Origin of the sequence: Plantactinospora sp. ZYX-F-223, from assembly GCF_039649625.1 — a bacterium.
Taxonomy (GTDB): domain Bacteria; phylum Actinomycetota; class Actinomycetes; order Mycobacteriales; family Micromonosporaceae; genus Plantactinospora.
In genome coordinates, this window is the sequence record NZ_JBDJAV010000003.1 from 1 (window position 1) to 23425 (window position 23425).

19 protein-coding genes and 1 pseudogene are annotated in these 23425 nt (G+C 72.5%); 10 read left to right on the top strand and 10 right to left on the bottom strand.

Going from position 1 to position 23425, the window contains the following annotated elements:
• From AAH979_RS03770 to AAH979_RS03810, 9 genes and pseudogenes are all read right to left on the bottom strand, one after another.
• A pseudogene (locus AAH979_RS03770) lies at nucleotides 1-448 on the bottom strand (hypothetical protein); the annotation flags it as partial.
• 1 nt (nucleotide 449) lies between these two features.
• Complete coding sequence (locus AAH979_RS03775) at nucleotides 450-1424, bottom strand: hypothetical protein (protein ID WP_346256584.1); 975 nt, start codon at nucleotides 1422-1424, stop codon at nucleotides 450-452.
• Nucleotides 1421-2989, bottom strand: coding sequence for an AAA family ATPase (locus tag AAH979_RS03780; RefSeq protein WP_346256585.1), 1569 nt, complete (start codon nucleotides 2987-2989; stop codon nucleotides 1421-1423). The genes AAH979_RS03775 and AAH979_RS03780 overlap by 4 nt, the downstream gene beginning before the upstream one ends.
• 49 nt (nucleotides 2990-3038) lie before the next feature.
• Nucleotides 3039-3596 carry a hypothetical protein gene (locus tag AAH979_RS03785; protein ID WP_346256586.1) on the bottom strand — a complete coding sequence of 186 codons (558 nt, stop codon included), beginning with the start codon at nucleotides 3594-3596 and terminating at the stop codon, nucleotides 3039-3041.
• Between the two features lie 4 nt (nucleotides 3597-3600).
• Entirely contained in the window at nucleotides 3601-3786 is a 186-nt protein-coding gene (locus tag AAH979_RS03790) for a hypothetical protein (protein WP_346256587.1), read from the bottom strand.
• Complete coding sequence (locus AAH979_RS03795; protein WP_346256588.1) at nucleotides 3783-5582, bottom strand: hypothetical protein; 1800 nt, start codon at nucleotides 5580-5582, stop codon at nucleotides 3783-3785. The genes AAH979_RS03790 and AAH979_RS03795 overlap by 4 nt, the downstream gene beginning before the upstream one ends.
• 16 nt (nucleotides 5583-5598) lie before the next feature.
• Nucleotides 5599-5982: a hypothetical protein gene (locus AAH979_RS03800; protein ID WP_346256589.1), complete on the bottom strand. Its 384-nt coding sequence runs from the start codon at nucleotides 5980-5982 to the stop codon at nucleotides 5599-5601.
• Nucleotides 5983-7314: 1332 nt separating this feature from the next.
• The gene (locus AAH979_RS03805; RefSeq protein WP_346256590.1) at nucleotides 7315-9693 is read right to left on the bottom strand and encodes a tetratricopeptide repeat protein; all 2379 of its coding nucleotides are present in this window, start codon (nucleotides 9691-9693) and stop codon (nucleotides 7315-7317) included.
• Nucleotides 9694-9970: 277 nt separating this feature from the next.
• Nucleotides 9971-10093, bottom strand: a complete 123-nt coding sequence (locus tag AAH979_RS03810; RefSeq protein WP_030490864.1) for a 50S ribosomal protein L36 — start codon at nucleotides 10091-10093, stop codon at nucleotides 9971-9973.
• A gap of 249 nt (nucleotides 10094-10342) precedes the next feature.
• On the opposite strand from AAH979_RS03810, the gene nhaA reads away from it, so the two are divergent.
• Nucleotides 10343-12250, top strand: coding sequence for a Na+/H+ antiporter NhaA (gene nhaA, locus AAH979_RS03815; protein ID WP_346256591.1), 1908 nt, complete (start codon nucleotides 10343-10345; stop codon nucleotides 12248-12250).
• Between the two features lie 134 nt (nucleotides 12251-12384).
• Nucleotides 12385-14340, top strand: coding sequence for a discoidin domain-containing protein (locus AAH979_RS03820; RefSeq protein ID WP_346256592.1), 1956 nt, complete (start codon nucleotides 12385-12387; stop codon nucleotides 14338-14340).
• An 8-nt stretch (nucleotides 14341-14348) separates the two neighbouring features.
• On the opposite strand, the gene AAH979_RS03825 is transcribed toward AAH979_RS03820, so the two are convergent.
• Nucleotides 14349-14924: a DNA starvation/stationary phase protection protein gene (locus tag AAH979_RS03825; RefSeq protein ID WP_346256593.1), complete on the bottom strand. Its 576-nt coding sequence runs from the start codon at nucleotides 14922-14924 to the stop codon at nucleotides 14349-14351.
• Between the two features lie 162 nt (nucleotides 14925-15086).
• On the opposite strand from AAH979_RS03825, the gene AAH979_RS03830 reads away from it, so the two are divergent.
• From AAH979_RS03830 to fdhF, 8 genes are all read left to right on the top strand, one after another.
• Nucleotides 15087-15254, top strand: a complete 168-nt coding sequence (locus AAH979_RS03830; protein WP_346256594.1) for a hypothetical protein — start codon at nucleotides 15087-15089, stop codon at nucleotides 15252-15254.
• On the top strand, nucleotides 15251-16210 hold the full coding sequence (locus AAH979_RS03835) for an anti-sigma factor RsbA family regulatory protein (protein WP_346256595.1): 960 nt from the start codon (nucleotides 15251-15253) through the stop codon (nucleotides 16208-16210). Before AAH979_RS03830 ends, AAH979_RS03835 begins: the two co-directional genes overlap by 4 nt.
• Nucleotides 16211-16259: 49 nt before the next feature.
• Nucleotides 16260-16601, top strand: coding sequence for a metalloregulator ArsR/SmtB family transcription factor (locus AAH979_RS03840; protein ID WP_346256596.1), 342 nt, complete (start codon nucleotides 16260-16262; stop codon nucleotides 16599-16601).
• Nucleotides 16595-17089, top strand: a complete 495-nt coding sequence (locus AAH979_RS03845; protein WP_346256597.1) for an N-acetyltransferase family protein — start codon at nucleotides 16595-16597, stop codon at nucleotides 17087-17089. The genes AAH979_RS03840 and AAH979_RS03845 overlap by 7 nt, the downstream gene beginning before the upstream one ends.
• 9 nt (nucleotides 17090-17098) lie before the next feature.
• Nucleotides 17099-18454, top strand: a complete 1356-nt coding sequence (locus AAH979_RS03850; RefSeq protein ID WP_346256598.1) for an MFS transporter — start codon at nucleotides 17099-17101, stop codon at nucleotides 18452-18454.
• Nucleotides 18455-18560: 106 nt separating this feature from the next.
• Nucleotides 18561-19037, top strand: coding sequence for a formate dehydrogenase subunit gamma (locus tag AAH979_RS03855; RefSeq protein ID WP_318399196.1), 477 nt, complete (start codon nucleotides 18561-18563; stop codon nucleotides 19035-19037).
• Nucleotides 19034-20614: an NADH-quinone oxidoreductase subunit NuoF gene (locus AAH979_RS03860; protein WP_346256599.1), complete on the top strand. Its 1581-nt coding sequence runs from the start codon at nucleotides 19034-19036 to the stop codon at nucleotides 20612-20614. Before AAH979_RS03855 ends, AAH979_RS03860 begins: the two co-directional genes overlap by 4 nt.
• Complete coding sequence (gene fdhF / locus AAH979_RS03865) at nucleotides 20611-23424, top strand: formate dehydrogenase subunit alpha (RefSeq protein ID WP_346256600.1); 2814 nt, start codon at nucleotides 20611-20613, stop codon at nucleotides 23422-23424. The genes AAH979_RS03860 and fdhF overlap by 4 nt, the downstream gene beginning before the upstream one ends.
• Nucleotide 23425: the final 1 nt, after the last annotated feature.

Here is a 23425-nt window from a genome sequence, read left to right on the forward strand (position 1 = left end):
CGGGTGGCGGTTGCGGACCGGGTGGCGGTTGCGGACCGGGTGGCGGTTGCGGACCGGCCGGCGGTTGCGGGCCGGCCGGCGGTTGCGCAGCGGTCCGGCTGAGGGCCGGTCCCGGCGGGGGCGGGCCGGCCTCGGTCAGCCGGCGCCGCTCCCGGGCCGGGCCGGTCCCCGCCGAGCCGGCGGGCTCGGAGTCGGGCTCGGGAACCCGGCTCCGGGCCGGCGTGGGCGGGAACAGATAGGCGTCGCCGTCGGGCGGCCGGTCGGGAAAGAGCGCGTCGTTCCCGGCGGCGGGTCGGTGGCCCTCGGCGACCGGCGGGGCTTCGGGCGGCTGCCCGGCAGATCCGGCGACGGTGGTGGAGGTGGCCTCCGGCGCGGGGAGGTTGCGGTCGGGGCCCGGCGCCGCCGGCCGGCGGCGCCGGGCCCAGGGCGGCGGGGAATCGTCGGGCATGTCACGGCTCCAGGCGGCGGGGGAGGCACCGGTTCGTCAGCGCCGCACCGGTCAACTCGGGAAAGCGCTCGGCGCACCAGGCCACCACGTCGGCCGGCCGGTCGGCGGCGACCAGCGCCACGGTGATCCAGAGCGGCTGGCCCCGGTACAACTGCCGCTTGCCGACGTCGGTGCTGAGCAGCAGCACAACCGGCGCCTCCCGGGCGGTCTCGGCCCGGATCCGGCGGTGCTCGGCCAGGATGTCGACCGCGTGGAAGGTGTGCGAGCCGTTCGCCGCCACCTGCCGCGGGTCCACGATGCCGACGCTCTTCGAGGCCAGTTGGGCGGCGTACCGGCCGTCGAGCCGGATCAGCGGCTGGTCGCCGAGCCGCAGCTCGTGCAGCGCCGCCAGGGCTGCCGCCTCGGCCCCGGCGGTCGACTCCGAACCGGCCGGTGCGGTGGTCCAGCCCGATGCCGGCGTATCCGTCGAGCCCGGTTCGGCCGGCGCCTCCGTCCAGCCCGATGCGGCCGGGCCGGCTTCGGTGGCCCGCCAGCCGGTCGGCTCGGCCGCGTCCGGCCCGGCTACCTCGGCTGCCGGGTCCGCGCCGCCGTCGCTCCCTTCACCGGCCGCCAGCACCACGGCGGCGGAGACCGCCAGTGCCACCAGCACCATCACGCCGGCCAGCCGAGCGATCCGGGGCAGGGCGCCACCGGGGCCGATCCCCTGTGCGGAGCCGACTCCGGCCAGCAGGCCGCCGACGAGTCCGGAATCGGCCCCGACCACCGGTTCGTTCCCCGACCGGGGCGCGACACCGGTCGCCGCGCCGCCCCCGACCGTCGTACCGTCGCTCGTCGCCGCGCTGCCGTCCCCGACCGTCGCATCGGCCTGGACGGTGGGCGGCACCGCAGGGCCCCGGTCGGCCAGGTCGCCGACCAGGTTCCGCAGGTCCCAGACGGCTGGCGTGGCCGGCGCCGGGCCGTCGTCGTCGCCGGTCACGGCTCGTCCACCACCAGCACGCGACGCTTCGGGTACCCGCCGTCGGTGCTCGACGCCCCGATCGACCGTCCTGCCGGTATCGCCCGCTCCCGGCCCCAGGCCCGGATCTCCTCGATCTGCTCCGGGTTCGTCCGGCTCAGCGGGTACGTGTTGGCGAAGGTGTCCAGCACGAACTCCGGGCGCAGCGCGTCGGTGCCGCCGTTCAGCAGTACCTCGGCGCCCACCTCGTGCAGCGCGGCCTCGATGTCGGAGCCGGCGAAGCCGTCCGAGAGCGCGACGAGCTTGTCGACGAGTTCGGGCGGTGGCTCCTGCCGGACGTACCGGCGGTAGTAGAGGCGGACGATGTCGCCACGGTCCTCGGCGTCCGGCAGGTCCACGAAGAACAGCTCGTCGAAGCGGCCCTTGCGGAGCAACTCCGGTGGCAGCGACCGGATGTCGTTCGAGGTGGCCACGACGAAGACCCGGGACCGGGACTCCTGGAGCCAGAACAGGAACTGGCCGACCATCCGCCGGCCCACGCCGGTGCTGTCGTTCTGCCCGGCCAGCCCCTTCTCGATCTCGTCGATCCAGAGCACGCAGGGTGCCACCCGGTCGGCCGTGTCGAGCGCCTCCCGGAGCCGGCCCTCGGACTGCCCGACGTACTGGCCGAGGATGGCGGCGAGGTCCATCCGGTACAGCGGCAGCCGCCACTGCGCGGCGACGGCCTTGGCCGACAGCGACTTGCCGCAGCCCGGTACCCCGACCAGCAGCACTCCGCGCGGCGGCCGGAGTTCGGTGCCGCGCAGGTCGGCCACCATGATCTGGTGCCGGCGCCGCAGCCAGCTCCGCAGGCTGGTCAGCCCGCCCACCTGGTGGTCGGCCTCCTTGAGGTGTACGCGTTCCAGCCCGGCCAGGTCACCGAAGTGCTTGTCCTTGAACTCGGCGAGCCGTTCGACGTCCTCCCGGTCCACCGAGCCCTTCGTCACGATCGTCGCCAGTACGTTGACCGCGGTCCCCTCCGGTACCCCGACCAGGAACTCGGCGGCGCGCCGGGCGTCGGATTCGGTCCAGGCGATCGGCACCACCCCGTGGTGGTCGCCGAGGAAGTCGACGATCACCTCGTACATCTCGGTGGCGTCCGGCAGGTCGAGCGTCACGCTCATGCCCAGCCGCTGCAAGCCGCTCCACAGTGGCGTGTCGGTGACCACGATGATGCTGCCGGAGTTGGCGTCGGCGAGCCGGGCCAGCTCGGCGACGTGCCGGGCGGCGGCGTTGTCGTCGCCGAGGTCGTCCGGGTCGACGAGCACCACGGTGGCGTTGGCCCGGCTGGTGAACTGGGCGGCGGCGAAGTCCATCGCCCCGACCAGCGAGCGGTCCTCCTGGGCGGAGGAGTTGTTGCGCAGGTCGCGGATGCCGGTGGCCCGGGTGTAGATCCAGAACGGCAGTTGGCTGCGCTTCGGGTTCGCCGCCACGTCCTTGACCAGGCGGATCGCCCTGACCTGTTCGATGGTGCGTACGCCGATCAGGGGTACCCGGGCGGCGATGTAACTGTCGAGGTCCCGACGGGACTCGGCGTAGTTGGACACGCTCGCTCCTTCCGGAACGGGTCAGGGCCACGGGGGCGGGGTGCGGGAGTCAGTCGGCGATGATCCGGCGTCGGGTGGTCCGGGTCGGGTCGGCGTACCATCCGGCCGGCCCGGGTGGCTCGGCCTCGGCCGGCTGCCCGACCAGCACGGTCAACGGGTTGTCCCGGACGGTCCGCAGCCGGGCCTGGACGATCCGCTCGTCGAGGCCGGAGCGGCGGGCCAGGTCGAGGTCGTCGACGAGCGACTGCTGCGCCGCCCGCACCCCCCGGTCCACCGCCTCGACCAGTTTCCCGGCGAGCTCGGTGGGCAGGCCGGGGTGTCCGGCCAGCGCCCGGATCGGCTGGAGGCTCCACCGGGCGTGCCCGAGCGCCCGGGCCGCCTCGAACTCGTCCCGGGACTGGCTCATCGACCGGGCGAGCGCCTGTGACCAGGACCGGAGCCGGCGGGACAGCGCGTCGCTGATCCGGTTGGTCAGTCGCTCCCAACCGTCGCCGGGGAAGTCCGCCGGCTCCAGCGCCGGCAGCGTGTCCGGGTCGACCCGCTCACCCGCGGCCCAGCGTTCGAGGAACGAGGCCCAGGCCGCGTACTGTCCACCGCCGCCCCACACCGCGTCACTGCCCGCGAGGACGCTGGACGAGGATCTCGCCGGGCGGCAGCGGCTCCCAGCCGGGCAGCCCGTCGGCGATCCGCCGGGTCCGGGCGGTGGCGCGCTGCCCGGGTACGGCCGGCTGGCGGGCCCACGGTACGGCGGCGGGCGCCGGTGTCGGCCCGGCCGGAGCGTCGGGGGAGGTGTTCATGCCATGCTCCTGTCTGCGCGGTGACCCTGCTCGGCGGCCGCGACGGTGCGCCGCTCGTACGGCGAGACGGTCTGCCCGGCGCTGGCGAGTTCGGCGATGAGCGTCCGGACCTGTGCCTCCGTGCCGTCGGCCGCCTTGAACTGGCTGGTCCAGTCGGTGAGTTCGGCGTGCGCGCCGCGCAGTTGGGCGAGCGAGTCCTGCCGGGCCCGTGCGATCAACTCCGCCGCTTCGGATTGCCGGCGCTGCGCGGCCTGGGACTGGCTGTAGAGCACCAGCGCCCAGATGCCGCCGCCGAGCACGGCCGCCAGCAGGCCGAACCCGATGCTGCCGCATACCCCGAAGACCAGCAGTACGGCGCTCAGCACCGCGATCGGCAACACCAGCGCCTTACCCCAGTTGAACGCGAACCCGTCGATGTACGGCTTGCCGTGCCGGTCCCAGTGGTCCACCAGGGACCGTTCCAGGTCCTCCAACGGCCGGGTGAACGAGCCGGTCCACCTCGGTAGCTGGAACGCCTGCGCGCCGGGGTTGTGCGTCCCCTCGAAGGCCGCCTCCACGTCGGACGGTACGACCAGGCGGTAGTCGCGGGTGAACTCGGCGTGCGCGGTGCCGAGCCACTCGTGGCAGGCGGAGACCGCTATCCGCTGGGTCGAGCGGGACACTCCGATCGCGGCCGGGTCGAGCGCGGCGGTGGTCTGGATCGTCAGGTAGTCGAGGGTGCTCTCCAGCGCGGCCGACCCGGCGTCGACGGTCCGGGTGGCCGCTTCGAGGTCGCCGTCGTGCGCGATGACCGCCTGGCTCCGGGCCAGCTCCCGGCGCAGTGGCAGCTCCTCGGTGTCGTACTCGGCGACCAGCCGGTCCAGGATGTCGTCGACCGCGTCCTCCAGCCGGTCGTTCGGCACGATCTCCTCGGCCAGCATCGCGGTGTACTTGTCCACCACCGATCGGTGGCTCTCGGCCCGGACGAGCGCGGTGTCCATCTGTGGCCACTGCGGCGACACCTCGGCGAGCCGGGGGAACCGGGCCGCGGCCGGTACCGTGCCGACCAGGCTCTCCAGTTCGTGCCGCCACCGGTCGACCTGGGCGCGCTGCATCGACTCGTCGGAGAGCAGTTGCCGTCGGCACCGGTCGAGGAAGTCCCGGACGAGTTCGAGGCCGGCCGGACCGAAGGCGCCGTGCGAGATCGCCTCCAGGATGACCGCGAAGTCCCGGCCCAGCGCCGCCGGGTCCTGCGCGGCCAGGTAGTGCCGCAGCCAGCGCACCGAGCTGGCCCGCCGGCCCTGGCGGCGCAGCACCAGGGCCATGAACAGGGAGGTCCGGTCCGGTGACCGGCGGAACGCCTCCTCGATCGCGCGCCCGCAGAGGTCCTGGTCGTCGCCGGCCCACGCGGCGAGGGCGACCAGCACCGGGGCGAGCCAGTATCTGGGGGTCTGCACCATGAGCTGTTCGCCGACCTCCCGGACGGTCTCCTCGGAGACCAGCCCCACGTCGAAGGCCTGGAGCATCCCGACCGCGGTGCGCCGGACCACCTTGTGGTGGCCGAACTGGTGCTCCAGCTCGCCCTGCAACGCCCCGACCCGGGTTTCGGCGCGCTGGAGGTTGGCGATCCGTTCGGTCCGGGCGACATGGCGGCGGAACTCGTCGCGCAGCTCCAGCAGCTTGTCGTGCGACTCCTGCTGCTTGTTGCCGATGTCGTAGACCTGCTGGTTGACCAGGCCCAACGTGTGGTCCAGCGCGGCGACCGCGTGCTGCACCTCGTTGACCTGGCGACGAAGGTGGTGATCTATCTCAGACATGGGCGGTCCAAATCGGCTAGACGGGAGCGGATCCGCCGCTGTCGGAGACGACGGTTCCGTCGGCGAAGACGGGCCGGATCTCGCCGCTGGCGTACACCTCGACGAAGGCGTACGCGTCGTTGCGGGCGAGCATCCTGGCCTGGGCGAACGGCTCGGGTACTCCGTCGGCGGGGGCGAAGTGCTCCACGATGTCGTGCAGCAGGTCGAGCCGGTGGTCGACGTAGGGCGGGCCGAGGTAGCAGCGCGCCATGAAGCCCAGCGGGATGTCCCCGTACTCGGTCTCGTACTGCTCCCGGACCCAGCGGGCCAGCTCGGCGCGGGCCGCCGGGTCGATCTCGGTGTCGAGCCGGCTGACGGCCGCGAACAGACCGGAGTGCCGAGGCTTCCTTGCCCTGCGCAACGGTGTGCTCCGGAGGTCGCCGGATCGGCGCAGGCCGGTAGTGGATTGATCATGGCGTTTCTCGACGCGTCTGCGGGAAAAGAAGTCCATCGGCATCCCTGGCGCACTCGGGCGGGCTTGCAATGGGTGGCGCTAATCGGGTGGCGCGCAATCGGGAGGCAGCTTATCCACGGCCTCAAGTGCGGGCCAGCGTACCGTCTGCTTTTTTTCACACAAAACCATCGTTCCGGCTGTCCGGTCGATGTCGCGGAACGATTCGGTCGGGTGACTTGTTCGTCCGTACGACGGGTTGGCCGAAAGTCTGTTCCGGTCGGCCGACCGGGGTGTCACCGCCGCCGATCGCCGTCGGCCGGGTGGGTCGGTCCGGTTCGGACTGTCGATCATGGAGGAGCAGGTCAGGAGCGCTCCGCCCTGTCGACCAAGGCGATTCTGGCCATACGTCCGGCCGGTACTGACCGTACCGGCGGTGCCGGCAAGCCCGGCGTACCAGCCGGAAATCGTGATCGCCGGAAAGTGGTCCGGCGCAGGGGTGGACATCGGCGCCGATGGCTTGCCCGCGCAATAGCCACCTGCAAGGCGCGCTCCCGCGCAAACACCCGGCGGAAGTCCGCCGCCGGTCCTGGCGTACGCATTCCAGGCGTTAATGCGCCGGCCCCTGCGCGCCGCCGGCGCATTCCGCGTGCCCTGGTGGTAGCGGAAGCTATCGGCGATGCCGGATCCGATCTCCGCCGTCGAGGAGTGACCCCCGATTCCGGCATGTCGCTCGACGAATGGATCGTATTGTCGACCCGGACCTGCCGACCCCGAACGGTCGGCACGCCGCCCGCCCGCGAGCTACTGGATCGACGGGGTCTGCTCGGCCGCGGTGACGGCGAGCGTGGCGTCCCATCCCGCGACCCGGGCGCCCGGGCGTCCGCCCATCCCGGCCGCTGACCGCCTGCCATGTCCAACCGTGTCCAACCCGGTCCAAGATCCCGGGAGTTCTGTCCCGCCGGGCGGCAGGGTCGGTCGCGCGCACCCGTCGGCGGCACCGGAGGGCACCGCCGGCCGGACCCTCCGGCGCGGATTCGCCATCGCCAGCCGCGCGGCCGGCCGGCGGCGGTGGCCGCCCCGGGTGCCGCCCGGACGGCGAGGGGGTGTCCGGGCGGGCCCGGGTCGGCGTGGTCACGCGTCGACCCGGCATCCGCACCAGGGACGCCGCGCGGAGATCCGGGCGGACGGCTCCACCCGGCCGACCCGACCGACGCGCGGGGCGCGCCGGAGTTGCGGGCTGTGCGGGGAGCGTGCTCGGCCGGGCGGGGTCCGATCGAGGGGCGATTCCGGATGCCGGGGTCAGCGGTCCGGTGCCCGGCCGACCCGGTGCAGGCGGGCCTTCACCTGCTCCGCGTCCGGGTGGTCGAGGTCGTCCAGGATGTCGAGCGCCCGGTGCCAGGTGTCCGAGGCGGCGTCGAGGTCACCGATCGCCGACTGGGTGTCGCCGAGCCGGGCCAGCAGGTCCGCCTCCTGATAGCGGTGGCCCAACTCCCGCCAGAGGGCGTACGACTGCTGGTACGACTCGGCCGCCTCCCGGTACCGGCCGAGTTCGTGCTGGGCGTGCCCGAGGCTGTCCCAGCCGTCGGCGGCGCCGAACCGGTCGTCGAGTTCCAGCAGCGTGTCGAGGGCCCGTCGGCAGTAGTCGACGGCCTCCTCGTGCTGCCCGAGCCAGCTCAGGCACCAGCCGATGTTGTTGAGCGCCCGACCCTGTCCGGAGCGGCTTCCCGCGGCGGTGAACAGCGCGAGCGCCTCCCTGCTGTGCCGCAGCGCGTCGGGGTAGCGGTCCTGCCGGACCGCGATCCAGCTCAGGTCGAACTGGATCCGGCCCTGTCCGAGCCGGTCGGCGGCCAGCCGGTAGAGCCGGTGTGCGGTCTCGAAATGGTCGGTGGCCCGGTCGATCCGTCCGAGGTGGACCTGGGACCGGCCGAGACTCCGCCGGGCGTGTGCCTCCTCGGCCGGGTCGTTCAGCCGCTGGGCCGCCGCCACGGCGAGTTCCTGCACCGCGGCCCACCGGTGCCAGTGTCCCCGGCGCTCCAGGGCGTGCGCCATGGTCCGGGTCAGCCGGCACAGGTGCCGGTCGAGCCGGGCGGTGGCGGCCTCCTCCGCGCTCGCCAGCAGCGCCGGCAGTTCGGCGTCGAACCAGGCAAGAGCGGCGCCGTGGTCGGCGATCTGCCCCGGTGTGACGCCGGGCGAGGCGGTTAGCAGCGGGATCGGGTCGCGGTGCGGGTCCAACCGGCGATCCGCGGCGTGCGCCGTGTGCAGGTAGTGGTCGAGTACCCGGCGGCTCGCGGCCCGCCGCTCCTGCTCCGGGTCGATCCCGGCGGTCAGCTCGGCCGCGTACGCGACCAGCAGGTCGTGGCAGGCGTACCGGCCGGGGCCTTGCTCGGCGACCAGGTTGGCGTCGGTCAGCTCGGCGAGCAGCGGCCGGACCTGGTGCGGCGGCAGGCCGGCGAGGCTGGCTGCCGCCGGTGCGCCGACACTGGGTCCGGGGTGCAGGGAGAGCAGCCGGAACAGCCGGGCGGCGGCGGAACTGAGCGCCCGGTACGACCAGGAGAAGACCGCGCGTACGTCGGAGGCCGGATCGGTGCCGGCGAAGGCGGCCAGTCCGCCCCGAGCGTCACGGAGTTCCCCGGCCAGCGCGCCGAGCGGAAACTCGGGGTGCAGCGCCGCCCGGGCCGCCACGATCGCCAGCCCCAGCGGTAGCCGGGTGCAGGCGATGACGATGTCGTCGACCGCCTCTGGTTCGGCCGCCACCCGGGCGGCACCGATCCGGGCGGCCAGTAGCTGCCGGGCCTCGGTGCGGGTGAGCAGGTCCAGGGTGATCGGTCGGGCGCCTCCGGTGCTGAGCAGGCCGGCGAGCGGGTTGCGGCTGGTCACCAGGACCCGGCAGGCGGGGCCACCGGGCAGCAGCGGGCGTACCTGGTCGGCGTCCCGCGCGTTGTCGAGCACCACCAGCACGTGCCGTTCGGCGAGCAGCCCCCGGTAGAGGGCCGCCTGCGCGTCCAGGGTCGCGGGGATCCGCTGCGGCGGCACTCCGAGGGCGTCGAGCATCGTACGGACCGCCTCGGCCGGGGCGACCGGCGCTCCGGCCGGGTCGAAGCCGCGCAGGTTGAGGTAGAGCTGCCCGTCGGCGAACCGGTCGGCGACCCGGTGCGCCCAGTGCAGGGCCAGCGCGGTCTTGCCGACCCCGGCCGTGCCGGAGACGGCGGTGATCAGCGCTACCGGCGCGGCCGGATCGGCCTCCAGCAGCCGGTCGAGTTCGGCGAGCTGGCTGGCCCGGCCCGCGAAACCGGGCACGGCCGGCGGAAGCTGGCGCGGGGACGGGACGGCCGGGGCGACCGGACCGGCCGATCCGGTGGACCGGCGTCGTTCCTCGACCCGGTCCCGGGCGGTGGCCAGGGCGCCCTGCTCGGCAGGGGTGGCGCCGAGCAGCCGGATCAGGATGTCGAACCGGTCGGTGGGCGGCAGCACCCGGCCGGCGAAGTACTCGCCGAGGATGCCCCGCGACCAGCCGGTCTTGGCCGCCAGATCGCGGTAGGTGAGCGGGCTCGCCCCCTCCAGCCGGGCCTCCCGGCGCCGGAGTTGACGCAGCAGCGCGGCCAGTTCGGCGACGGTCTCCACCCGGGCCACGTCCCGGTGCGACAGTCCCGGCGATCGTTCGCCCGACCAGTCGGTCACCCGTCCTCCATGCCTCGCGGACATCGGCCTGCGCAGTGAACCTTCTCCACCTGAACCGGGCGACGCTCACGCACCGCGTCCGACCCTGCCGTCCACCGCAGCGCAAGGGGTAGGTGGAAGAGGCTCAGTGTGGTGGAACCGACACAATATATCTACCCGCGTCGCTGGCCGGCCGCGTTCGTCCCGCCGGGCACCGGACCGCACGCCCGACTGGCAGGTGCGGGACGGGCCACCGGATGACCTCGGCGAACTCCGCCCGGCACCTGGCGGGCCGGTGTCAGCCCTGGCGGCTCTTCCACTGCGGGTTGGCGCGGTTCACCACGACCACCCGGCCGCGCCGGCGTACCACCACCGAGCCCGGCTTCTGCTTCAACGCCCGGAGCGAGCTGCGGACCTTCATGACTGCTCCCCTCCGTCTGCTACCGGCGGATTCTCCGCGGTTTCCGTCCGGCACAACGCCCGCTCCGGGGTGCGGATTCCCCGACACGGTTCGGCGGAGCGGCCCAGCCGACCGGCCGGAACGTGGTAAATCTCGGGGGTCGAGACCCGGAGCGGGCGCGGACGAGGCGCGGCCGGGTTCCCGCCCGGAAGGCTCGTGTGTCGGGTTCGTGCCTCCGGGCGCAGATGGCTGACCGGACGGGGGATACCGGTGACCGATCCGCCTTCGTCCCGGTTTTCCGGCCGGACGGCCTGGGCCCAGGACATCGCCGCGCCGCTGCGGCGGTTCGCGCGTACCGAGTCGGGCAGCGCCGGGATACTGGTGGCGGCCATCGCCGCGGCGCTGGTCTGGGCGAACATCCACACATCGTCGTACGAGGCGGTGTGGGGCACCGAGCTGTCGATCCGGCTCGACGGCGTCGGCGTGGCGTACGACCTGCGTACCTGGGTGAACAGCGGCCTGATGACCCTGTTCTTCCTGGTGGTGGGTCTGGAGGCGCGCCGGGAGTTCGACCTCGGCGACCTGCGGGACCGGCGGCGGTTCGTGCTCCCGCTCGCGGCGGGCGTGGTCGGGATGGCGGTCCCGGTCGGGATCTACCTGCTGGTCAACCGGGGCGGTCCCGGGGCGCACGGCTGGGGCGTGGCGATGTCCACCGACACCGCGCTCGCGCTCGGCCTGATCTCGCTGCTCGGCCGTGGCGTACCCGACCAGGTGCGGATCTTCCTGCTGACGGTGTTCGTGGTCGACGACCTGGTGGCGCTGGTCGTGATCGCGGTGGTCTACACCGAGCACGTCGACGTGCTGCCGCTGGTTGTGGCGATCGGGCTCTTCGCGGTACTGCTCGGGCTGCGGGCGCTCGGGGTGCGGCGCGGCTTGGTCTACCTCCCGTTCTGCGTCGCGCTCTGGGCCGCGTTGCTGGCCAGCGGGGTGGAGCCGGTGGTGGCCGGGCTCGCCATCGGCCTCACCGCGACCGCGTACTCGCCGGCCCGGGGTGCCCTGGAGTACGCCAGCGGCCTGTTCAAGCTGTTCCGGGAGCAGCCCACCGCCGAACTGGCCCGCAGCGCCACGATCGGCCTGACCCGCTCCCTGTCGCCCAACGACCGGCTCCAGCGGATGTACCACCCGTGGTCGAGCTATCTCATCGTCCCGCTCTTCGGCCTGGCCAACGCCGGTATCGCGCTCGACGCCGAGTTCCTCTCCCGGGCCGTCACCGCCCCGGTGACCCTCGGCGTCTTCCTCGGGTACGTCGTCGGCAAGCCGGTCGCGGTCGCCGGGGTCTCCTGGCTGGTGCAGCAGATCTCCGGGGGCCGGATCCGGCCGTCGGTCGGCTGGGCCGGCGTTCTCGCCAGCGGCACCATCTCCGGCATCGGCTTCACCCTGTCGCTGCTGATCGCCACGCTCGCCTTCCGCGGCGACCAACTCGCCGAGGCGAAGATCGGGGTGCTGGCCGCGTCGGTGGTCGCCTCCCTGCTCACCTGGGTCGTCTTCCGGATCACCGCGGCGCTGCCGAAGCCGCGACGGACCCGTGCGCTGCTCGGCGACGCGGACCAGCTCCTCGACCTCGCCCCGCCGGTCGACCCCCGCCGGGACCATGTTCGCGGTCCGGCGGACGCCTCCGTCACGGTGGTCGAGTACGGCGACTTCCAGTGCCCGTACTGCGGCCAGGCCGAACCCGCGGTACGCGAGCTGCTGACCGACGCCGACCTGCGTTACGTCTGGCGGCACCTGCCGTTGACCGACGTCCATCCGCAGGCACAGCTCGCGGCGGAGGCGGCGGAGGCGGCGGCCGCCCAGGGCGCCTTCTGGGAGATGCACGACCTGCTGCTCGACCACCAGGACCGGCTGCGCCTCGACGACCTGGTCGGGTACGCCGGCCAGCTCGGGCTCGACCAGGAGCAGTTCCAGGCGGACCTGATGACGAACGAGCACGCGGCCCGGGTCGCCAAGGACGTGGACTCGGCCGACGTCAGCGGAGTCTCCGGCACCCCGACCTTCTTCATCAACGACCGCCGGCACTACGGGGCGTACGACATCGAGACCCTGACCCGGGCGGTCAAGGTGGCCCGGGCGCGGGCCCGGATCCAGCCGCGCCGGGACCGGCGGTCGGGCCGGGACTGAGCCCAAACCGATTCTCTTCTTTCCGTTCTCTGTCCCGCATCTTTCAGCCTTGCGTCGGACTATTGCGAGAATGTGTCGGGTCCTGGCAGGCTAAGGCATCGACCCGCATCCCTTCCCCCCGAGGAGCGGCAGCCATGGCGGTAGCACGCCGACGATTCCTGATGTCCGCAGCGGCCGGTTCAGCCCTGGCCGCCGTCTCCACCACCGAACTGCTCGCGGCGATGACCGGCCCGGCCGGCGCGGCGAGTCCGCCCGGCGACGTGGTCGGCAAGATCTCGGTCGGCTACCAGGGCTGGTTCGCCTGCCCCGGCGACGGCGCGCCGATCGGCGGCTGGTGGCACTGGAGCCGTGACCGGTTCCAGCCGCCCTCGCCGAGCAACACCACCATCGTCTCCTGGCCGGACATGCGCGAGCTGAGCCGGGGCTACCCGACGGCGTACCCGAACCTCGGCAACGGGGCGCCGGCCGAGCTGTTCTCCTCCTACGACCAGCAGACCGTCGACACGCACTTCCGGTGGATGCGGGACCACAACTGCGACACCGCCGCGCTGCAACGGTTCAACCCGATGGGCGACGAGGGACCGACCCGGGACGCGATGGCCGCCAAGGTCCGGGACGCGGCCGAGCGGTTCGGTCGGAAGTACTACATCATGTACGACGTCACGAGCTGGACGAACTTCCAGCCGGAGATCAAGGTCGACTGGTCGACGAAGATGTCGGCGCACACCGCCTCAGCGGCGTACGCCCGGCAGAACGGCAAGCCGGTCGTCTGCATCTGGGGCTTCGGCTTCAACGACCCCGGTCGCCCGTTTCCGCCGGCGCCCTGCCTGGACGTGGTCAACTGGTTCAAGGCACAGGGCTGCTACGTGATCGGCGGGGTGCCGACGTACTGGCGGGAGGGGATCAACGACTCCCGGCCCGGGTTCCTCGACGTCTACCACGCGTTCAACATGATCTCGCCGTGGATGGTCGGCCGCACCGGCACCCTCGACGGGCTGGACTGGTTCTACACCAACGTCAACCAGCCCGACCAGGCCGACTGCAACGCCCGGGGGATCGACTACCAGCCGTGCGTGATGCCGGGCGACCTCTCCTCCGGGCACCGCCGGCACGGCGACTTCTACTGGCGGCACCTCTACAACATGATCCGGCTCGGTGCCCAGGGCCTCTACGTCTCGATGTTCGACGAGTTCAACGAGGGCAACCAGATCGCCAAGACCAGCGAGACCCAGGCGACCACTCCGGCCGGAGCCGGCATCCGGGCACTGGACGAGGACGGCACGTTCTGCTCGTCCGACTACTACCTGCGGATCACCGCCGACGGTGGCCGGATGCTCAAGGGTCAGCTCGCGCTGACCCCGGTCCGGCCGACCCCGCCGGTGGCCGGCGGCACCGGCACCCCGCCCACCGCACCGGGCAACCTGACCGTCACCGCGAAGACGGCCAGCAGCGTCTCGCTGGCCTGGACGGCGTCGACCGACGACGGCGGGGTGACCGGCTACCAGGTCCGGCAGGGTTCGAGCGTGCTCGGCTCGCCGACCGGCACGTCGTACCAGGTGACCGGGCTGCACCCCGCGACCAGCTACACCTTCACGGTGGTCGCCCGGGACGGCGCCGGCAACGTCTCCGCGCCGTCGAATCCGGTGACCGTGACCACCGACCCGGCCCCGGCCACCAACCTGGCGCGCGGCCGGCCGACCGCCGAGAGCGGGCACACCCAGAACTACGGCTCGGGCAACGTCGTGGACGGCAACCCGGACAGCTACTGGGAGAGTCCCAACCACGTCTTCCCGCAGTGGGTGCAGGTCGACCTCGGGGCCAGCACGGCGGTCGGGCGGCTGGTGCTGAAGCTGCCACCCTCGCCCGCCTGGGGCACCCGTACCCAGACCCTGGCGGTGCGCGGCAGCACCGACGGCAGCTCCTTCACCACCCTGTCGGCCTCGGCCGGGCGGCAGTTCAACCCGGCCAGCGGCAACACCGTCACGGTCACCTTCCCGGCGACCCCGACCCGGTACGTCCGGCTGGAGTTCACCGGCAACACCGGCTGGCCCGCCGGTCAGCTCTCCGAGCTGGAGGTCTATCCGAGCTAGTCCTCCGGTCAGGTCCGGGCCAGCGGCACCTCGACCAGGTGCTCGGCGAGGAACCACGCCTGAAGCTCGCCGGTCCGCAGCACGTTCGACACCAGCACGTCGTTGCTGCCGTCGTCGCCGAGTTCGGCCACCCGCCGGGCGGCGTCGCGTACCTCGATCAGGATGATCTCGTGCGCCTCCAGCAGCCGGGACAGCATCACCGGCACCTGCTCGGCCCCGTCCGGCGGCCGGGGGATCCGGGTGATCTCGGCGACGTGCCGGGGGTCGCCGATCGCCACCCCGCCGAGCGTCTGCACCCGTTCGGCGAGCATGTCGACCAGCGCCAGTTGCTCGCCGGCGTGCTTGTCGAGCAGCAGGTGGAGCTGGTAGAAGGTGGGCCCGCGCATCAACCAGTGATGCTTCTTGTAGAGGGCGTACAGAATCTGGGTGTCGGCCAGGACCCGGTTGAGCCGCTGGCAGGAGTACATCCGGGCGTCCGAGGAGAGCCCGAGCGGAAACTGCCGTACGGTGCCGAACTCCTGGATCCGCCCGTCGTGCTGGTGCAGCCACGGTTGACTTCCGACGGTTTGCCCCGGACCGCTCATCGCACGCCCCTTCCGACCGGCGACGGTGATAGGAGACAGGCGCCTACCCGGGTGCCGCCCCGGCAAACCCGCGGACCGGCCCAGGTCACCGCCGGATCAGAGGGCGACGGGCCGGTTACCCGGCGGGTGACCGGCGAGCTGGCGCGGCCTAGACTCTCGGATGTGGGCGCCAGCATGATCGACCGGACGGTCGCCGAGCTGGCCTGCCTGCACCCGGTGACCAACGTCCCGGAGGTCCTGACCGTCGTACCGGGGACCTCGTGGAGCGCCGCCGCCCGCCTCGTCGAACTGCTCGGGCTGTCCGGAGTGCGGGTCGAGGCGGCTCGATGAGGACAGGCGCCGCCGCCGGCCACCAGGGTTACTACCACGAGGCCGTGCCGTACCGCTCCGACGACGAGCTGCTCGCCGTCGTGCTGCCGTTCCTGCTCGGCGGCGTCTCGGCCGGAGAGCCGACGGTGGTCTCCCTCGGCGAGCGGACGGGGGCGCTGGTCCGGGCCGCGCTGCCCGCCGGCTCGGGCGTCACCTTCCTGCCCGGCGGCGATCTCTACGCCCGCCCCGCCGCCGCGATCCGGAGCTACCAGCGGATGCTGGCCGGATACGTCGCCGACGGCGCCCGGCAGATCCGGATCATCGGGGAGGTGCCGCCGGCCGCGCTCGGCGCGACCTGGGACTGGTGGGCCCGCTACGAATCGGCGATCAACTATGCGTACGACAGCTTCCCGCTCTGGAGCATGTGCGCGTACGACACCCGGATCACTCCGGCGCCGGTGCTCGCGGACGTGCTGCGTACCCACCCGCGGGTGGTCACGGCGGACGGCCGCCGGCCCAGTGAGACGTACACCGAGCCGAAGGCGTACCTGACGGAGGAGCGGCCGCCGCTGCCCGATCCGCTCCAGCGGACGCCACCGCTCGTCGAACTCGTCGATCCGTCCCCGATCCGGGCCCGGCAGGCGGTTTACGAGGCCGACTCTGGAGTGCTCCGCACCGAGGAGGTCGAGGACCTGGTCGTCGCGGTCAGCGAGACGGTGACCAACGCGCTGCGGCACGGCCGCCCGCCGGTCCGGTTCCGGCTCTGGGCCGGCATGGACCGCATCGTCGTTGCGGTCAGCGACGGCGGTGGCGGCCCGGAGGACCCGTTCGCCGGGCTGCTGCCGGCGGCCGACGGCGGCACGGGTGGGCTCGGCCTGTGGATCACCTATCAGTCGTGCAACCACGTGGTGCTCACCAGGAGCCAGGGTGCCTTCACCCTCCGGCTGACCGCCGGAAATCCACACTTCACCGACTGACGCCCGGCTCGGGCTCCGATAGAGTGGCAGCATCAATCGTCCGCGAACGATGAAGGTGGAGCTGGTGGCCGAGTTGCTGGACCGGTCGGTCGCGGTCGAGTACGCGTCCTGGTTCCGGGCGCTGGCCGACCCGAGCCGGGTGCAGATCGTGGCGTACCTGGCCCGGGAGGGCCGGCCGATGAGCGTCGGCGAACTCGTCGCGGCGGTGGGGCTGGCGCAGTCCACGGTGTCGCAGCACCTGAAGATCCTCGCCGACGTGCGGTTCGTCCTGGTCGAACAGGTCGGCACCGCCCGGCACTACCGGATCAACGAGATCTGCGTCGGCTGCTTTCCCTCCGCGGCCGACGTGGTGATGGGCAGGCCCGCCCCGACGGGGATCGGAGGATGCTGATGCGGATCCGGGGGATGGAGCCGGGTGATGCCGCCGCGGTACTGGCGATCTACCAGGCCGGGCTGGACACCGGGCAGGCCAGCTTCGAGACCGCCGCGCCGAGCTGGCCGGCGTTCGACGCCGGTCGGCTCGCCGCGCACCGGCTGGTCGCGGTGGACGACGCCGGTACGGTGCTCGGCTGGGTGGCGGTCACCGCGGTCTCCGCCCGGGCCGTCTACGCCGGGGTGGTCGCACACTCCGTCTACGTACACCCCGCCGCCCAGGGCCGGGGCGTGGCGCGGGCCCTGCTGGACGGGCTGATCGCCTCGACCGAGGCCGCCGGGATCTGGACGATCCAGTCCGGGGTGTTCCCGGAGAACGCGGCCAGCCTCACCCTGCACGAGCGGGCCGGCTTCCGGGTCGTCGGCGTACGGGAGCGGGTCGGGCGGCATCACGGCAAGTGGCGTGACGTGGTGCTGCTGGAGCGGCGCAGTCCGGTGATCGGCTGATTCCGCGAGGTGGCCGGCACCGACCTGTCACGCCCCGGTCGCCGGAGCAGGCTCCGTGCCGGTCGCCGGAGCGGGTTCCCCGGCTGGCGGATCGTCGCGGCGCTGGCCGTCACCCAGACCGTCGGGTACGGCACCCTCTACTACCCCTTCGCCGTCCTGCTGCACCCGATGGCCGCGTCGTTGGAGACCTCGGCCACGGTGCTGACCGGCGCCTTCACCAGCGCCCTGCTCGGCTGGGCGGTGCTGGCGGTGCCGGTGGGCCGGTGGCTGGACCGGTACGGCGGGCGGGGGCTGATGACCGTCGGCTCGCTGCTCGCCACCGGCCTGCTCGTCGCCTGGTCCCAGGTACGCACCGTCGCCCAGCTCTACCTGGTGCTGATCGGCCTCGGCCTGACCATGGCCATGGTGCTGTACGAGGCGGCCACCGCCGTCATCATCTCCTGGTTCGACCCGGCCCGCCGGTCCCGGGCACTGCTCGGGATGATTCTGGTGGCCGGCTTCGCCAGCACCGTCTTCCTGCCGCTGACCGGCCAGTTGGTCGCCCGGTACGACTGGCGGACCGCGTTGCTCGTGCTCGCCGGCGGCTACGGGCTGGTCGCCGTACCGCTGCACGCGCTCGTGCTGCGGCGGCCGCCCCGGTCGGCGGCGACCTCTGCGAAGTCCCGCGCCTCGGCGCTGGCCGCCTCCGAGCGGGACCCCGCCCCGCGCGATGATCCGGCGGTGCGGGCGGCGGTGGTCCGGGCGGCGCTGCGGGACGGCCGGTTCTGGTGTCTCGCGGTCGCGTTCGTCGCGCACAGCGGGGCGATGAGCACCATGACGGTGCACCTGGTGGGCTTCCTCGTCGAACGTGGCCATCCCGCCACCTTCGCCGCCACCGTGGCCGGACTGCTCGGCGTGATGTCGGTGACCGGGCGGCTGCTGCTGGCCGCCGCCCAACGTGGAGTCCGGCTGACCACTCTGGTGGCGACGGTCTTCGGCATCCAGGCCGCCGCCGCGTTCTGCCTGCCGCTGGCCGCCACCACCCGGGTCGGCGCCGCGCTCGCGGTCACCGCGTTCGGGCTCGGGTTCGGGGTGGCCAGCCTCGCCGCCCCGGCGCTGCTCGCGGACCGGTACGGCACCGCCGCGTACGGCAGTGTCGCCGGCCTGCTCGCCGCCCCGGTCACCCTGGTCAGGGCGGTGGCGCCGCTCGGCGCGGCGGGGCTGCTCCAGGTCGCCGGCGGCTACCCGCCGGTGCTGGCCACGGTCGGCGGAGTCTGCTGCGTCGCCGCCGCCGGAATCCTGGCCCGGGCTGGTACGCCGGCACCGTGGTCCCGAGTGGAACACCCCCTGTCGCAAGGCCTTTCCGCAGGCGATACTAGAAATTGATCAATTAGTGCCCAGCTTGCCGGAGCCCGTCCCGGCGATATTGCATACGGTATCCAAGGCGACGTATGGTGGAGGTCCAGTCGGCACGAGTGGAGGTGGGATCGCCGTGGCCAGTCCGGACCCCTCGGTGACGGATCGGGTGCGCGCGCTGGTCGCCGCGCATCGTGGTGACCGCGGTGCGCTGTTGCCGATCCTGCACCGGATCCAGGCCGAGTTCGGCTACGTCGACTCCGACGTCGTGCCGGTGCTGGCCAGCGAGTTGAACATCTCCCGCGCCGACGTGCACGGCGTGGTCACCTTCTACACCGACTTCCGGGCCGAGCCGGCCGGGCGGACGGTGGTCAAGCTCTGCCGGGCCGAGGCCTGCCAGTCGGTCGGTGCCGAACAGCTCGTGGCGTACGCGGAGCGGACCCTGGGCGTCAAGGTCGGGCAGACCACATCGGACGGTTCGGTCACCCTGGAGCAGGTGTTCTGCCTGGGCAACTGCGCGCTCGGCCCGGCCGGTCAGATCGACGAACGGGTGCACGGGCGGCTCACCCCCGCCCGGCTGGACGCCCTGGTGACGAAGGCGGTGGACGCATGACGGCCCCGGTTACGGTCTACGTACCCCGCGACTCGGCCGCGCTCTCGGTCGGCGCCGACCTGGTCGCCGCCGAGATCGAGCGGGTCGCGGCCCAGGCGGGCCGGCCGGTCCGGGTGGTCCGGAACGGCTCGCACGGCATGCTCTGGCTGGAACCGCTGGTCGAGGTGGTCACCGGGCGCGGCCGGATCGGGTACGGCCCGGTCGAGCCGGAGGCGGTCGCCGACCTGGTCGCGGCCGGGTTGCTCGACGGCGCCGACCACGAGCTGTGCCAGGGCGTCGTCGCCGAACTGCCCTGGTTGCGCGACCAGACCCGGCTCTGCTTCGCCCGGGTCGGGGTCACCGACCCGCTCTCCCCGTCCGACTTCGTCGCGCACGGCGGCCTGGCCGGGCTGCGCCGTGCCCTGGAACTGACCCCGGCCGAGGTGGTCGCCCAGGTCACCGAGTCCGGGCTGCGCGGCCGGGGCGGTGCCGGCTTCCCGGCCGGGATCAAGTGGAAGACCGTGCTGGACACTCCCGGCGAGCTGAAGTTCGTCTGCTGCAACGCCGACGAGGGCGACAGTGGCACCTTCGCCGACCGGATGCTGATGGAGGGCGACCCGTTCACCCTGATCGAGGGGATGACCATCGCCGCGCACGCGGTCGGCGCCACCGAGGGCTACGTCTACATCCGCTCGGAATATCCGGACGCGGTGCGGACGATGCGCCAGGCCATCGCGGTGGCCCGGGAGCAGGGCTGGCTCGGCGGCGACATCCTCGGCTCCGGGCTCCGCTTCGACCTGCACGTCCGGGTGGGCGCGGGTGCGTACATCTGCGGCGAGGAGACCGCGATGCTGGAGAGCCTGGAGGGCAAGCGCGGCATGGTCCGGGCCAAGCCGCCGATCCCGGCGATCACCGGCCTGTTCGGCAAGCCGACCGTGGTGAACAACGTGCTGACCCTGGCCTCGGTGCCGACCATCCTGGCCGAGGGGGCGGCGGCCTACCAGGCGCTCGGGGTGGAGCGGTCCCGGGGCACCCAGGTCTTCCAGTTGGCCGGCAACGTGGCCCGGGGCGGCATCTTCGAGACCGCGTTCGGCATGACACTGGGCGAGCTGATCCACACCTACGGCGGGGGCACCCGCACCGGCCGGCCGGTCCGCGCCGTCCAGGTCGGCGGCCCGCTCGGGGCGTACCTGCCGGGGACCGGCCTGGACCTGCCGATGGAGTACGAGGCCTTCGCCGCGGCCGGCGCGATGCTCGGCCACGGTGGCATCGTGGTCTTCGACGACACCGTCGACATGGCGGCGATGGCGAGATTCGCGATGGAGTTCTGCGCCGAGGAGTCCTGCGGCAAGTGCACCCCCTGCCGGGTGGGCGCGGTCCGGGGCGTCGAGGTGATCGACAAGATCACCGCCGGCCAGGACCCGGACGGCAACCTGGCCCTGCTGGGTGATCTCTGCGAGCTGATGACCGAGGGGTCGCTGTGCGCGATGGGCGGCCTGACACCGATGCCGGTACGCAGCGCACTGCTGCACTTCCCGGACGACTTCACCGCGAGGGGTGAGAAGTCCGCCGGCCGATACGAGGAGGCCAAACCGTGAGCCTTTTGAAGGAACCCGATCTCGGTACTCCGGCCAAGCCCGGCCCGGCGACCGTCACCGTCGAGGTGGACGGCCACCCCGTCGCCGTTCCCGAGGGCACCTCGGTGATGCGGGCAGCGGCGCTGAGCGGGATCGACATCCCCAAGCTCTGCGCCACCGACAGCCTGGAGGCGTTCGGCTCCTGCCGGCTCTGCCTGGTGGAGATCGACGGCCGGCGCGGCACCCCGGCGTCCTGCACCACCCCGGTCGCCCAGGGCATGAAGGTGACCACCCAGTCGCCGAAGCTGGAGAAGCTCCGCCAGGGCGTGATGGAGCTGTACATCTCCGACCACCCGCTGGACTGCCTCACCTGCTCGGCCAATGGCGACTGCGAGTTGCAGGACATGTCCGGCGTGGTCGGGCTGCGCCAGGTCCGGTACGGCTACGACGGCGCCAACCACCTGGACGAGAAGACCGACTCCAGCAACCCGTACTTCGACTTCGAGGCGTCCAAGTGCATCGCCTGCTCCCGCTGCGTCCGGGCCTGCGGTGAGGTGCAGGGGACGTTCGCGCTGACCATCGAGGGGCGGGGCTTCGGCTCCAAGGTGTCGGCCGGCGGCACCGACTTCATGAGTTCCGAGTGCGTCTCCTGCGGCGCCTGCGTGCAGGCCTGCCCCACGGCGACGCTCCAGGAGAAGTCGGTGGTGCAGCTCGGCATGCCGACCCGCAGCGTGGTCACCACCTGCGCGTACTGCGGCGTGGGCTGCTCGTTCAAGGCCGAGTTGCGCGGTGCCGAGCTGGTCCGGATGGTGCCCTACAAGGACGGCGGGGCGAACGAGGGGCACTCCTGCGTCAAGGGCCGGTTCGCGTTCGGCTACGCCACGCACCCGGACCGGGTGCTCACCCCGATGCTCCGGGAGAGCATCACCGACGAGTGGCGGCCGGTCGACTGGGAGACCGCGATCTCCTACACCGCGGCCAAGCTCAAGGACATCCAGGCCCGGCACGGTGTCGGGGCGATCGGCGGCATCACCTCCTCGCGTACCACCAACGAGGAGGTCTACGTGGTGCAGAAGATGATCCGGGCCGCGTTCGGCAACAACAACGTGGACACCTGCGCCCGGGTCTGCCACTCGCCGACCGGGTACGGCCTGAAGCAGACCTTCGGCACCTCCGCCGGTACCCAGGACTTCCGCTCGGTGGCCAAGTCCGATGTGATCATGGTGATCGGGGCGAACCCGACCGACGGGCACCCGGTCTTCGCCTCCCGGATGAAGCGCCGGCTGCGCGAGGGCGCCAAACTGATCGTGATCGACCCGCGTCGGATCGATCTGGTCCGCTCCCCGCACATCGAGGCGGCCCACCACCTCCAGCTCGCCCCCGGCACCAACGTGGCGGTGGTGAACGCGATGGCGCACGTGGTGCTGACCGAGGGACTGGTCGACCGCACCTTCGTCGACGAGCGCTGCGAGGACTTCGACGGCTGGGCCGAGTTCATCGCCCGGCCGGAGAACAGCCCGGAGGCGGTCGAGGAACTGACCGGGGTACCGGCCGAGGAGCTGCGCGCCGCGGCCCGGCTCTACGCCACCGGCGGGAACGGGGCGATCTACTACGGCCTCGGCGTCACCGAGCACAGCCAGGGCTCGACCATGGTGATGGGAATGGCCAACCTGGCGATGGCGACCGGCAACATCGGCCGGGAGGGCGTCGGGGTCAACCCGCTGCGCGGGCAGAACAACGTGCAGGGCTCCTGCGACATGGGGTCCTTCCCGCACGAGCTGCCCGGCTACCGGCACATCTCCGACGACGTGGTCCGCGGCGTCTTCGAGAACATGTGGGGGAGTACCCTGCTGCCCGAGCCCGGGCTGCGGATCCCGAACATGTTCGACGCGGCGATCGAGGGCAGCTTCCGGGCGCTCTTCGTGCAGGGCGAGGACATCGCGCAGTCCGACCCGAACACCAAGCACGTCACCGCCGCGCTGGAGGCGCTGGAACTGCTCGTGGTGCAGGACCTGTTCCTCAACGAGACGGCGAAGTTCGCGCACGTCTTCCTGCCCGGCACCTCCTTCCTGGAGAAGGACGGCACGTTCACCAACGCCGAGCGCCGGATCAACCGGGTACGCCCGGTGATGGCGCCGAAGACCGGCAAGCACGAGTGGGAGATCGTCGCCGAGATCGCCCAGGCGATGGGGTACCCGATGCGGTACGACCACCCGAGCCAGATCATGGACGAGATCGCCGCGCTCACCCCGACCTTCGCCGGGGTCTCCTTCGACAAGCTCGACAAGCTGGGCAGCGTGCAGTGGCCCTGCAACGACAACGCCCCCGAGGGCACGCCGATCATGCACATGGACGGCTTCGTCCGGGGCAAGGGCCGGTTCGTGCAGACGCCGTTCGTGCCGACCCGGGAACGGAGCACCCGCAAGTTCCCGCTGATCCTGACCACCGGGCGGATCCTCAGCCAGTACAACGTGGGGGCGCAGACCCGGCGGACCGGGAACGTGGCGTGGCACCCGGAGGACGTACTCGAAATCCATCCGCACGATGCGGAGGTCCGGGGCATCAACGACGGTGACGAGGTCACCCTGGCCAGCCGGGTCGGCGCCACCTCGCTGCGGGCGGTCTTCTCCGACCGGATGCCGGTCGGGGTGGTCTACACGACCTTCCACCACCCGGTGACCGGGGCGAACGTGGTCACCACGGAGAACTCCGACTGGGCGACCAACTGCCCGGAATACAAGGTCACGGCCGTGCAGGTGGGCCTGAAGAACCCGCCGGCACCGGTCGAGGCGACCGAGTCGGAGACCCGGCTGCCGGCGATGGCGGACTGAG